Genomic DNA, 14,190 nt, shown 5'->3' with positions numbered 1-14,190 from the left:
GTATTTTGCCCATAAGAAGAAAAAGCTGAAAATAGCAAAGCCAATACCAGCAGAGAAAATGATTTCATTTGTTTTAAGATTTGAGGTTGAATGTGTTTAAGGCGTTGGTATTAATTGAAATTGATTATTTATATTGTTTTTTGATGGTCATTAGTCCGATGTTAAATTAATAGTTAACATCATAATGAATGTATGCCGTCCAGATTATTGGGGCGAAACAAATGGTATCAAATTACATATACGGCACTATGAAAAAATAATTCATGTTATTGTGATTAGGTTTAATAGGTTGATATTGTATTACTTACCAGTTTTTTATTTTTAGTATTTTATTGAGATTTTTTTTATAAAAATATTAAACAATAATTTATTGGCAAGCTTTTCATTTAAACCCAGTATTATATTTATATTAATTAATATGCAATCAAAACAGCAAACCAAGGCAGCCCGGTTTCTATACAACTTTTGCTAACTCTTAAAACTCAGTTTAGGTAAAGAACTCAGCTGAGCAGCTCGCTCACGATGCGAATGTCACTGCGTTAGTAAAGCTTTATTACTTTGTGTTGCCTATGCATCGTTCGCTAAGGCTATAAAACCAACTAACATGCTGTTCACAACAACAAAACACTTTAGCCTAATTTTGTATACTCACCCCCTTTGAGATGGGGCATTGGCACATTAATTACCTGTATAATATTCATAAAATTTGCTTATCCCTCAATGGGAAAAGTTCCAGCTGGAAAGCTGGATTCCCGTTATCAATTTAAAATCGGCCCTCCGGATCTTATTATTTAGGGGCGCTGCGAAAACTCTATCGACGATACTTCCAACTTTTTGAATTTTTCCTTTTTAATTAACAGCGTGTACCCAGTTGGTAAAAGCGGCGGTCAGGCTTTCCATCACAAGGCCTCGCTTTGCTTTTGCCGCCCCGGCTTGCCCGCGATGTGGGCTTCCACTGCGATCCTTAACGCGAGGTTGCCGGTATGCAAAAACACCCGGATGAAATTAAACATCCGGGTGTTGCATATTTATTACTTAGCATGGCGTTTACCTATCAGCGGGCCACAAGCTTGGAAGCTTGCGGCAGCGAAAAACGCTTGCGGTAGCTGGAGCGACACTTGCGGTAGCTGGGGCAGCGACGCTTGTGACAGCGAGGGAATACCTTTTTCAACGTTTGCAATTCACGGCGCAACTTGCGGTAGTTGAGGCGGGTATCTGCAAATACTATTTTAATTCTTCAATCAATTTTCTAAATTTAATAGAAATGTTTCTATGAAGCACCGAATTCAAAAAATTTAGTACATCTGGATTGTCATTATTTTCCTTGAGTATGATTTTGTTCAAAAAATTGGGAGCGATAACCGCTTCTAACATTTGTTCAGAAACCATATGATCATCATATAGTGCTAAATAAATATTACATAATTCCAAATAGTCATGGATGCGTAAGTTTTGCATAGCAAGAATGCAAACGAAAGCTTGTTCAGCACTAAAATGCCTAGTCGCCAAAAGTTTTTTTACATCGGGAAAATAACTTAAACTATGATCAAAAACCTCCACAAATGCTTTATTATCCAAGTATTGTTCTAACACATCCATTTGCCTGGGCGTTTGCTTTATAATAGTCTGAATTAGGGTGTCAAAATTTTTCTTTTTATATAAAGTTTGTTTTTGCCTCGGTGATGAGAAATTCTCATTATTTAAGTTCTGTTTATTGTTGGTACAGGCAAATAAAATCATACACGCGGTTGCAAATAGAAAAAAACGGTATAGAATCTGTTTTATATTAGCTTGATTTTTCATATTTATCAATTCTTCGACCATATAAAATGTTAAAATATCTTCAAAAACAAGTATGAAGGTGATACTGGGCTATACGGAGAAAACATAGTATCACTTACCCACATACCTTCTAAATACACAGGAGGCCCGTTCTCCTATATGTCGCGGACTATTTGTAGTCGCACGAAAACCAAAATCATTTTCTTTTAATATCTCTCCTGGATGTCCATTTCCTACTTCGGCCACACTTATCGTCTTATTGGTACCACTCACGATACCAACATGACCTGTTGCCGGGTGCGAGCCATAATTTATATGCTCCGCCACTACGTCCCCCGCCTGAGGGGTTTCATTTGGACCTAATACTCTCCAACCAGGTATACTTACATTAGGGTCTGCCCATTGTTGAGCTGTTGGCGGCGATCCGTATCCGAACATTCGTTTTAAAAAATTTCCATTAGGCGTACCGAGATCAATGCCAGCCTTCTTAAGCATATCATAAACAAATTTGTTACATTTATCGGTTCCTGGGTCATAGTTATCTTTCTGTCTATCAAAATCCCAATCGTGAGGATTATTTTTCAATGCATTTTCTGCGTCATTAGCTATGACCTGGCCAAGTGTAGTTTGAGTTTGTTGGTAAGCGTTTGTAGGTGTCACAAAAGTAGCTGAGGCCATTCCCTCTATCTGTTCCATTGCCTCATAAGTGGGTACCTCTTGTCCATTAGCGTCTCTATAACTCCCAGTATTATAATCATAGGTAAGCATTCCGTCAATGTCAATATTTCTGATCGGGTTATTCTCCACGTAATTATATGGCGACCATCTCCTGCTTTTCTCAGCCAGCGGATCAATCGAATTCCATCTTGCAATCACCGGGTCATAGAACCGAGCACCGTAATCGTATTCGTTCAACTCATCCTGCATCTCTTTGCCGTTGTAAAGATACTTATTTCCAGCATTTTGCTGGCGGTGTACATTTAGGCCAAAGGGGTAATAATCATCCTCGCCAACTTTACCGTTTGTTTGGTCAAATGTTACCCGGTTGTTACCCAGGTGATCGCTCAGTGCGTACTCATAAATATAGTTGGCGCCGGTCTTGATCGCCCGACCTTCATCGGTTTGAATAAAGTCTATCGTGCCATCCACCTTGTATTGGATCCCGCTTATGTAATCGGTTGATGCCCCGCTGCTTATTTTTCTGAGTTTATTACCGGCAGCATCATAGGTGTAGGTTAAGCTTTTGCCGGGTATAACGGCTGGCAAATTCAGCAGGTTGTAGTTAATCGTATTCCCCTGGCCATCACTAGTGGCATTGCCGTTAACGTCATAGCCATAGCTCCGGGTTACGCTGTTGTTATTACTGGTAACCGTTTGCAACTGGTTGCCGCTATAAACATAACTGAGTATGCCGGTGTTTGGCCCAAAACGGGTCATGCCTTGTATATTGCCGTTCGTATCGTACGTAATACTGTTTTCACTGAATGCCTCTGCCGAATTACCCGCCGTTAAACGGTTGAGTTGATCGTAATTATAGGTGACAAACTTTTGTCCTACAGTGCCCTTGTTATATAATTGTTCGGCAATGTTGCCATTATACTGCGGGCTTCCGTTATTTGCCGGCACCGGTGTATTGTAATTAAGCGCCATGCTAAACAGCTTATCGGCGGTGGGCACCACATTAGGATCATTGATCTTAGAAAGCCAGCCGCGTTCATTATAAGCATAGCTTGTGTTTTGTAAAAACGATGCACCAGTGTTGGTGCTGTGCAGGTGCTTTACCTTTAGCTGGCCAACCTCATTATAATCCACCTGGCTTAGTAATACATTAACCCCGCCGTTAATTTGTTCAAAGGTCTGCGTTTTGCGGGCCATGTGGTCGTAAACGTAAGTGTTGGCTGCGGTTAACACCGGGGCCGTTGTACTGGTGGTGTTATAATGTTTACGGGTAGTAGCAGTTACCGTATTGGTAAAATCATAACTGTTGGTTAATACGTCATAGTTATTTACATTTGGTGTGCCGCCACCAAGGTAGTGCTGTTTGTAGGTTTGGATATCGCGGCCGAGGTCATCATAATAGCTTACAGTCCAAAGCATGTTGGCTGTGCCCAGTATGTTTATTTTACTGCCGGTAAGCAGGCCTGTGGTCTGGCTGCTTGCCCCCGATGGCATGGTATTAAACACCGAAGGCAGCCCGGTAATATTGCTGAAACTGTAGTCATCGTAATAGTTTATACTCAGGTAACTGCTCATGGCTGGATAGCTGTTGACAGCAGGATTATTGCCGACGAAATATCCTATATTTACGTCACTTTTATCGCGGGTATCCCATTGGGCAGCTGCATAAATATTGGCCTGTAAAGTAGATTGTGCTATAACAGCGCCTGCATTCCACAATCCAGTCATCACTACCTTGCCTAAAGCATCATATTTGGTCACGGTCCATTGGTTGGTTAACCGTTGGATAGCATCCTGGGTAAGTACCGGTTGGTCCAGCTTATTGTATACCACGTATTCCCAGCCCTTGCCAGGTAATTTTTTCCGAATTAACCGGTTCTGCTCATCGTAACTGTATTGGTAGCACAGGTTATCAAGAACAGTTTGTGCAGGCAGCACATTATCAGCATTACTCATTGGTGGCAGCACAAAAGCCAGGTTGCCCAGGTCGTCATATACATAATAGGTAGATAGGATCTGCAGGGTTGTACCGCTGTAATTAAATGTGCGTTTCAGTACCACGTGCCCTTCATTATCTTTATATGTTTCTGTTGTGCCCCCCCGGCCGCTTTTCCAGTTTTCATCTTTGGCAATGCCAACATCAAGTTGCGCGGCCAGGTAATTGGCATTGATCCCTGCTGCCCTGGTAAGTGTGCGGCTCCCGTCTGTATTTATTATTACCCCATAAAGCGCAGCAACCATTGTGTTAGCCGTATCCGTTATCGCTGTTGCATTATTGATGGTGTAAACCATTTTTTTGGTGTGCCCGGTAGCATTACCGGCTACAGGTTGCCAGTCGGTACCCGGCGCACCCTGTTCTGTTGCCCGGTTCAATGGTGATGACTCAAAGTTGGTTACCGCAAAGGGCTTGGGGTTATAAACTATGCCGTTGCTCTGCTGGGCACCGGAAGTTGCTGTACTACCGGCGGGGTAATAAAAATTCAGCACACCGGCGCCTGCTGTTAGGGCATCTGTTTTGTAGCCGCCATCAGCTGTAGTTGCTGCATAGGGCAGATATTTTTGTGCTTCCCTGCCAAAAACATCATATACAAAAAGCTGCACCAAATCTTTATCCAGTGGCGAGCCTTTTATCTGGATGCTTTGCAGCTGTCTGCCCAATCCGTCAAAGTATTGTACTGTTTGCATCAGTTCGCAGGTGCTGCGGTTGGCTAAACCCGCAGCTGTATTGATGCCGCCAACGCGAGGTGTCGATGTTAATATATAATTTTTATTGGCACTTAAAGCCGTGGTTTGCGGTACGCAATCTGGGCCAACAATATACAAGCTCAGGCTGCTGCTGCTTGCTGCCGCAAAGCTAAAGGTGGGATTAAGCACTATACTGGTATTGCTGTAATAGGAGCCCGCTACAGGTGTGCCCGTCATGGCGGCATTTACATATGTTTGCGCCTTTGAATATATAGCCGACAGCAAAATGCTGAAAGCTAAAAGTAATGGCTTTAGTTTTGATTTTATGGTGATATGGAAAATGGCCATATGATAGTGGTTTAAGGTTAACGCTTTAATTTAGTATCCCTGGTAATGGAAGCCTGTTATTTTAATAAATTCCAACATTTCTTTCTCCTCCGGTACCGCTATTGATATTTACATTAGTAAATGTAACATGGTTCCCTGCAACCGCTGTCCTTGCGCCCACATAACAGTTATGGCTGTTACTTGAACCAATGGTGGAAAAAGATACACTATAGATTCCGGCAGGTAATACAAGTGTAGACGAACCCGGAGGGCATACATAACTTCTGGCATTCCCGGTACCTGCAGAAAAATTTAATCCCGTTGTAAAATTCATCCCAATGGAATCCGACGTGGAATTACTAAATGTAACTGTTATCGGGTTGGCACATACACAATTGGCATTGGCATAATTTTGACCGTTGGCGTTAACTTCATTTTGAGCCTGGTTATCGGCATCGGCCTGCGAAATAACCGAACTATAGGTTTGGGCAGCTACAACATAATATACCTGCCCCGGCGTGGTACCGGCGGTGCAGGTATTTTTTGTAAAAAGTGTAGATAAAGCCGAATTATAATATTTCAGGATACAGGTGCCGTTCGCATTAGCATATGCCTGACCATATGAAGATGCCGACTGCCCATCATACATCTCACTTACAGCCTGCGCATTGGCATCTGCCTGGGATATTAAAGATGTATACTTACCGGCAGCAACTGTATAGGTTACCGGAGGGCCAGGTATGTAATTTCCCGTTGGGCAATCATTCTTCAAAAAGCTGGCAGACTGTGTAGTATTTAAAAACGGTGTAGCATAATTATATGCGTAGTTTTTTACAATACTACCATTTTGATCTTTAACGTTTATAAGTCGTATAAACTCATCGTATTCAAAATAGCTGTTTTTGTAATTGGCATCGGTTGTGCTTTCAACTTCAACTCCTTTGTAATAATTGGCGGTTGCCATTTGTGCGGTCTGCGGGCTTAACGCTACCTGGTCAACTAAATTACCATTGGTATTAATGCTTACAGCAGTAATGCCGGTTAGCGCCCATTTATATAGGCTCCAATTACTATTGATAGCAGTACTTACGCCATTTACCGTTACCGATCCGCTTCCTTTTGCCCATAAGCTTACATTGTAGTTACCGGATAATAAACCACTTTTGGTGATAACCCCATTATAGCTTTTTGAGCCTGATTTGCTTGACGATGATGAAATGCCGCCTAATGCATATGTCCAGTTACCTAAATCGTCCGTTTCAAATCCGGAGTATGCAATTGTACCAAACGATGCATTATCGGCTTTAGCCAGAGTATTTCCTGATTTATCTAAAATAATAGCAGTTTTAATTCCTCCCTGGTTTTCAAATTCAACAAGGCGGCTCTTGTCGTCATAAGTATTACATACTAAAACAGGTTTAAAGTTATGATCTGCCGGTAATAAAATGGTACCTGAGAATGAACCCGGTGTTCCTGACAAAGGTTGTGTTAGCCGCGCCGTGTAAACTTTAAGCGGTCTGATAATACCACTGTTTAGCGTTTGGTATTCTGTTACGCTTGATTGTACCAAAAAACTACCAGAAGACTTGGTTAGCCACGATTCTGTTAATACAGGTTGATTAATTATATTATTGGTAACAAGTGTAGATAACGAACCACTCAAATTATAATCAAAAGGATAATAAAAATACTTTTTTAAAGTGTTACCATCGGAGTTAAGTTGCGAAGATGTACGGAGCATGTAATAATTGGCATCATAAGTATTTTGTGTAAGTACTTCTTTCGGCGTAACTAAGCCAGTTGATGGGTAGTTATATTCATGTGTAGCTTTTAATTCTGCTCTCCCTATTACAGGATAGTAGTTATTGAATTTATATATAAATCTGATGGCGTACGGATCAGAACTTCCATTAGTTCCAAAAACATCAACTTCCCCATCTTTTGACATATATAATGATCTATAGTTATCATCAATCTTTTGTTGCTGAAATATGTTATACTCATTTACGGTTCGCTTAGTCATGGCGCCGGTTGAGGAAAAATAAGTAGTAGTAAGCGGCAGGCCCACAGCCCAATAAGGTTGGTCCACCGGGCGGTAAGGATAATAGTCCTTCGGATTCCAAAAAGTAGTATAGCTTAGGTCAGAATACTCGTATACTATCTTCCCGTTGTTGTTGCTGCCATTTTGCAGCACTTCTTCTACCCGCCTGTAACCGGCAAAGCTGCCGTCGATATTAGATATTGGATTTACAGGGGTTGTATAAGAAGTTGTCGTCGTATATTTTATATGGGGGTTAGATGGCCATCCTCCGTCATCATAATAACTATTCTTAACAAATGTAAATTCCGGCTGTTCGCCTATAAAGCCGGAAGACAAGCCGTCAATCTCCACATAATTATATTGTTTGACGATATCATTCTGCGGAGTTATGCCGTCATGCAGCGTCCGTTTCTTTATACGTAATCCGGCAACGGTAACATTGCCGCTTGTTCCACGTTTATCGTTAAGTTCGTATTCAAACTCTTCTGAACCTCCGGTTGGATAGATGATTCTCTTTATAATACCTAATTTCGCATAATTCAAATCAGGCGTTCTATCTGCAGCCGGTCCCTGTTCAGTGGGTATCACAAAAGCGGTAGCATTTGTTGAAGCAGTAGCATTTGTTTTTCCATTGTAATAACCCCAAAAATCCAAACCAGCTTCTACTATGGACGAACTATTCACCGAATAGCTGTGTGGCACATTAATTTCATTTAAGTTTTGATCTAAAAAGTAATCGAACGCATACATTGTCTGATGATTATTATTGCTGCCAACCAGGTCAATGGCATTTAAATAATCATTCCCTTTTGTAGCAAAATATGTATTTGTCGTGGGTTGTGTATTGGTATAAGTAGCCTTGGCGCCAGGGCCCCAGTATAGATATTTCAAATAATAACTTTTTACAACTTCTTGCTGGGTGTTAAGAATATCTATCGATTTTAACAAAGGAGATGTAATTGGATCAGTTCCATCCAAAAAGTAATTTAAATTAATTTTAGTTTGATCTGAAAAAGTAATACTCTGTAGGTCCGCTCCTTTTGCCCCAATTCCCACAGAAGTTGATGTGTTCCCGAATGGCATGTCTGATCGTTTACTATACACGCCCATTGATGCTGCACCACCTGTCCATGTTTGCCTAACTATGTATTGATAGGTTATAGATTCTTCGCTAAACGGTGCTTCTATTTTAGTTAATAACCAGGATGATGGGTACTCCTTCATATAATAGACAGCCGTAGGAGTCAGACCTGGGTTAGGATCATATTCTTTAGTTACCTCAGTCTGATTAAAGTAATATTTTATTCCAGCTTCATCAATTATCAGGAACGAGGCTAATTTAAATTGCGTGCTGCTGGTAAAATTGGGGATTATTTTCACTTTACTATCAGTCACTATTATCACCTGCTTGTCTTTACCAATATAAAACTTGCCAGATTTCCCCGGAATACTAAATTCAAAAATATCATGCTGTGAATCTGCGGTTCCGTCGGCATAATTAAAGGTTGGATCAACATTGTTTATTCTGCCGTCGCCATCTGGCTTGTATGTTATACCATTGTTGTATAAAACACCATTCCACTTGGTAATCGGGGTTCCATCTGATGAAGTTTCATTGGTTTGATAATCATCGGGAATACCTCTTGTGTGCCTTACAATGGTACCGCCAGCACGAAGCAGCCAGCCTCTTCCTGTTATATTAGTAGGCTCATTCGCTTTAATACCGCCGGCACCGGTATAAACCAGGCGCATGCTGAAATTCAAAACGGACATTTTCTTTTCATATAGCGGCAAATCTATATTCGCCATCCCGGTGAAGTTATTCATCGGTATATTGTCAATCTTGCTGAATGCATACGCATTCGGGGAATGCATGCTAAAGTTATGCGTATAATCAGATTGAGCCTGGAGGGCCCCCTCTATAAATGAGGTAAAAAATAATACCAGCAATAAACGGTAAAACATAGTTATTAGATTAAAGTGAGTGAAAGGGCCTTTTTTTGTAAAAAATCATGTTGCTGATTACAATCGTTGTATTTATTAATTCAACATGTTGTGAAGAATTATTGATAGCGGTTAATTGGTTTAATTTTATGATAGCTACATGGCTTTATTTGATTTTGTCGGCAAGCAACTCCATTTTCTTGTTTAATCTATCAATTTGTTCCTGCTGTATTTTTAGTTTTGTTTCAAGAGTATAATTATTTTGCGATTGCGCTTTCACCTCTTTATCCTTCTCAATCAAATACAAAGTCAATTCCTCTACCTTTTTAAGCAATAGTTTATTCATCTCGCCCAGGTTGATACCGTTTTTGGCAACCTCCTGCTCAGATGGAATTTCGGGGAGGTGGTGGTTTTGGTCGATGAAAGCTTTTATGTTGGTAAGAGATGCCAATTCATAGCTTTTATCAAAAACATAATCAGCCCAACCTGTTTCTACTCTAATTTCCTTAGCCCTTATTTTTCCGTTAACTGATAAACGGTACGCCGGATCGGGAGTTAAGGTGTTTAAGCCCAGGTTACCGTTAAGATCTGTATACATAACCGGGACAACATTTAACGCAATTTCATTGGCAGGTGCCGTGGTTGTAGTAGATAAGGTAACCAGTTGATTGGCTGTAGTTCCGCCTGAAAGCAGGAATGATTTGATAGAAAAGGCTTTATACCTGGCACCCGTGGTAACGACATAAAAATTAGTAGACGTTCCGCTTTGGTACGCTTTTAAGGTAAAACTGTTACCGCTTGAACTACCCAAGGTAACCTGGTTTACACTTAAGCCATTGCGGTTTGCTATATAGTAAGTGGTTTCGCCGTTGGTATCAGATTCCCAGGCGCCACCAAATATGTCTACCTTTAATTTATTAAAATTGCCCAAATCTGATGGAGAAACATTAATTGTACCTACATATACATATATAGTGGCATTATCGCCCACTATATTATTGCTATACTGCGCCTTTGCCAATACTGGTATCAGGAAGACAAATAAGAATATTAACTTTTTCATTTCGGTTGTTTTTTATTGAGGTGGGTAACTTGTTTTTTCAGATTAGCAAGTTCTTGCGCCATGAACTTAAGCTGAGCAGTATTTTCTTTTTCATTTTTGTCCTTCTCAATCAAATACAGTGTCAACTCTTCCACCTTTTTAAGCAATAGTTTGTTCATTTCGCCCAGGTTGATGCCGTTCTTGGCAACCTCCTGTTCAGATGGAATTTCGGGCAAGTGATGATTTTCATAGATGTAGGTTTTCACATCGGTTAAAGCGGGCAGCGTATAGTCTTTTTTGAAAACGTAATCGGGCCAGTTAGCATATAATTTAACAGTCATAGATGTTGCGATGACATTGCCGTTCACGGCGAATTTATAGCCCTTGGTATCTATTGTTCCTACACCCACATTCCCAGCATTAATGGATAAATAGGTACTACCAGACGTCCCCCAGGATTGTATATCCTGGTTCGGATCCCTTTCCCACCAGGTCCTGGTATCCGTTTGGGGGTTGCCAAATGATACGTCAACAGAAATTCCGTCGTGCAATCTTGCCGTCGTCCAGTCGCTGCCGGCAGCGTTACGTACAATCCAAAGATTGTTTTTGAAGTTATTTGCCGTACCTGCAGTGCTGCTTACCGAACTTAGCAATACGTTATTTTTTGCTACCGAGCCCAGGGGAACACTATTATAAACAGTAAACTTGGCGTATGGGCTATTTGTTCCAATACCAACATTCCCTGCAAAATATCCCTGTCCGTCAGCCCTTACACTGAAATTTGTATTGCCATTTGTTATACCATCATAGTAATAGTTTGCAGCATTATTATTATTGTCTGTTATCGCCCGGAAAATTCCAGCCGGATAATAATAGCCAGCTCCTAGCTGATGACCAGTAAAAAATATTTGCCCGGCCGAGGTTTGGGCTACTATTTTGGTGTTATTATTTAATATATCGTTAGCATCAACCGTAACAGTTTTGGTTTGCGCGTTGGAAAAATGCGTATTGGCTAAACCAGCCAGTATTAGTAGTAATACTTTTTTCATTTACCTATTTATTGGGATTCTTTAAATCCTGTACTTGTTTTTTTAATTCATTAATCTCTTCCCTGGCTTCTATCATATAAAGCGTCATTTCTTCCATCTTTTTAACCAGCAGCTTGTTCATCTCGCCCAGGTTAAGGCCATCTTTAGCAACCTGCTCTTGGGATGGCATATCCGGTAAATGCTGGTTTTGATTGATGTAGCTTTTTACATCTGCGAGGGATGGGAGCTGGTAATCTTGTTTGAAAACGTAATCGGGCCAGTTGGTTATTTCTACTTTAATCTGCTTTGAACGAATATTACCATTTACCGACAAGGCCTCACGCGGTGTTAATGTCCCTATCCCAATATTTCCGGCTCCGTCAATAACCAGGTCATCGCCATAATACCATTGATTTCCTGTTCCTAATTTATTGAACGACCTCCTGGTACCGATAATCATTTTTCCGGTAGCGTTAGAACCAGTAGCTGTGCCCGCTACAGTTATAATTCGTCCTTGTCCCCATATATTGGTGCCGTCGGTATTTGCAGGAATTGCGAATTCTAACTGCGCACCTGCGACAGCCGATCTTGCTCCAGTATTTCCCTGGACAACTAAACCGCCTCCATTCAAAGGGTGCGCATTATCACCGTCGGTATTTGTACCGGTGCCGACAATGTGAAGGTTAGTTGCCGGGGATGTTGTTCCGATGCCAACATTACCAGTAGCCGGAAATGTATTTTGCGCGTAAGAAGATAAAGCTGAAAATAGTACAGCCAATACCAAAAGAAAAAATGATTTCATTTATTTAAAATTGAATTTGTAATTAAAGGTTGCTGCTTTGAGCAGGGCTGATCAAACATGCCATTCAGCGGTTATAACCGTGCGAATAAATAAAGGCGGATAACCTTTATTAGCCACAAGTAATACTATAACCTTAACTGATATTTAATGCTTGTTTGCTTGATAGACCTAGCTTATAGGGAGTATTTTTCATAAATTTGTGATTGGTTTAAGTTTTACGAAAATATTATTTGAAAACCATAAATCCAAAGATTTGAGATAATAAATTTGTGGGTATTGTAATATATTCGTTCCGTCGCGTTTTAAACGATTTAGCAAATTGTTTCCTGCTATACATCACTTCGTGCATAAATCGCTCGTCTATCAACAACCCATCACCTAATAACCGCAACAAACACTTACCCGATACAAAATCCACCGCTCGTATCAAACCTGTGTGTGGTTTGCAGTTGCCGCAATAATTTGCAAAGCGAAAAAAATCGCCTTCAAAATCCGGCCGTTGAATAATGTATTTATTGTCCGGGGCCGAGCTGGGTTGCACCGGCACTCTCGACAGCCTTACGTCTAGTTTTTCGGCCCGAAGGGCAATCGCGATGATCATATTGGTCCTCATAGTGGCAGTGTCTATTTTAACCCGGGCGATAATGCTGTCCAGGGATGTAAAAGATATTTTACCTGTACGGTTAAGCACATTATATGCAATTTCCGGGGATAGCTTGGCAGGTTGCCATTGGCATCATATGTATATGACACCGTTGAAGCCGCGAGGTTCATGAAGCCTGCGCCCGTATAACCCGAGTCGGTGCCATCGGGTATGTTATTGAGCTTATCGGCAATATTAGGATCGTAAGTGTAAGTAAGGTTATCTATCGGTACCGGCGTACCCGATCCCTGCGTACTTGTATTACGCATAAGGCCTGTGATATTGCCGTTGGCATCATAACCGGTTATGGCCTCGTCCCAGCCGTGCCCTGCTGCAAAAGAGGTAGTAGCGGCACTCGTTCGCTCTTCATAGCCCGATGCCGTATACCTGCCCACAGCATCATAAGTATACGTAAATGCCCCCTCGTAACTTTTATTGCCCGCGGCATCCTTATACATCCATTTAACCGAATTGGGGCACCCGTTATAATAAGCTCAGTTGTTAAGGTTTGCATCATTGGTTTCATAATACATTTGCATCCCAAACAAATCAGTATTATCGTCGTTCAGGGTGTCATCGTTACACTATTATTGATACTGGTAAGCTGCTCCCGGATGTTAAAACGGTAATCTATCGTGCGATAATTGCTGTTTAATTATTGGGTTACAATAGCGTAGGTATCGCGGTTAATATCCTTGCCCGGTACTTTCTTCCCGAACATTGTTTTTTGACTTAAAAATCATGGCAATGCCTGCGGCCCGTGCTATTCGCTTATACGGCCTCAGGCATTAAGCGCGAGGCCGGTATTCGCTGCTATCGCTGCTATCCCTATTGCGAACCGCCGGTAGATAAAAACACCTGGATGAAATTAAGGATCCGGGTGTTCTATATTTAGCGGAAATACGGTAGTTGCAAACTAAAAGCATAGCCGTTCGAAGAGACATTCGAACAGCGGTAGACTACGGACAACAGGGAAGGCTGTGGCATTACTAATGACAATAGTGTGCTTCTGATATTAAGACTTTTCGTTTTTCTTTTGTCTACCCCCCCAGGCTGGCGCACGCGTGTCGCGTGTGCCAAGTTGTTTAGCACAAATCTTGTCATTTACAAAAATTCAATATCAACGAGTCCTTTACCATCGGCATAATCAATAGCGCTTGAATATTTCCAGTACCATGGTTCGTCAACAAAGCCGGCCGCTACCGGGTTGTTGTGAAT

The 14,190-nt window shown here is 41.3% G+C and carries 7 protein-coding genes; all 7 read right to left on the bottom strand.

Going from position 1 to position 14,190, the window contains the following annotated elements; translation table 11 throughout:
• Window positions 1-1,224 precede the first annotated feature (1,224 nt).
• Window positions 1,225-1,824, bottom strand: a complete 600-nt coding sequence (locus AC1DV1_RS30545; RefSeq protein ID WP_477368379.1) for a hypothetical protein — start codon at window positions 1,822-1,824, stop codon at window positions 1,225-1,227.
• Between the two features lie 69 nt (window positions 1,825-1,893).
• Window positions 1,894-5,493: a DUF6443 domain-containing protein gene (locus tag AC1DV1_RS30540; protein WP_477368376.1), complete on the bottom strand. Its 3,600-nt coding sequence runs from the start codon at window positions 5,491-5,493 to the stop codon at window positions 1,894-1,896.
• A 61-nt stretch (window positions 5,494-5,554) separates the two neighbouring features.
• Window positions 5,555-9,340: a DUF5977 domain-containing protein gene (locus AC1DV1_RS30535; RefSeq protein WP_477368372.1), complete on the bottom strand. Its 3,786-nt coding sequence runs from the start codon at window positions 9,338-9,340 to the stop codon at window positions 5,555-5,557.
• 283 nt (window positions 9,341-9,623) lie between these two features.
• Window positions 9,624-10,520 (bottom strand): hypothetical protein, encoded by an 897-nt coding sequence (locus AC1DV1_RS30530; protein WP_477368369.1) that lies wholly within the window; start codon window positions 10,518-10,520, stop codon window positions 9,624-9,626.
• On the bottom strand, window positions 10,517-11,548 hold the full coding sequence (locus AC1DV1_RS30525) for a hypothetical protein (protein ID WP_477368366.1): 1,032 nt from the start codon (window positions 11,546-11,548) through the stop codon (window positions 10,517-10,519). Before AC1DV1_RS30525 ends, AC1DV1_RS30530 begins: the two co-directional genes overlap by 4 nt.
• A 4-nt stretch (window positions 11,549-11,552) precedes the next feature.
• Window positions 11,553-12,329: a hypothetical protein gene (locus AC1DV1_RS30520; RefSeq protein ID WP_477368362.1), complete on the bottom strand. Its 777-nt coding sequence runs from the start codon at window positions 12,327-12,329 to the stop codon at window positions 11,553-11,555.
• A 624-nt stretch (window positions 12,330-12,953) separates the two neighbouring features.
• Window positions 12,954-13,430 carry a hypothetical protein gene (locus tag AC1DV1_RS30515; protein ID WP_477368359.1) on the bottom strand — a complete coding sequence of 159 codons (477 nt, stop codon included), beginning with the start codon at window positions 13,428-13,430 and terminating at the stop codon, window positions 12,954-12,956.
• Window positions 13,431-14,190 lie beyond the last annotated feature (760 nt).

Source organism: Mucilaginibacter sp. P4_D1 (genome assembly GCF_056401935.1).
Note: the sequence above shows the minus strand (reverse complement) of the source record. Positions and strands in the feature narration are given on the sequence as shown.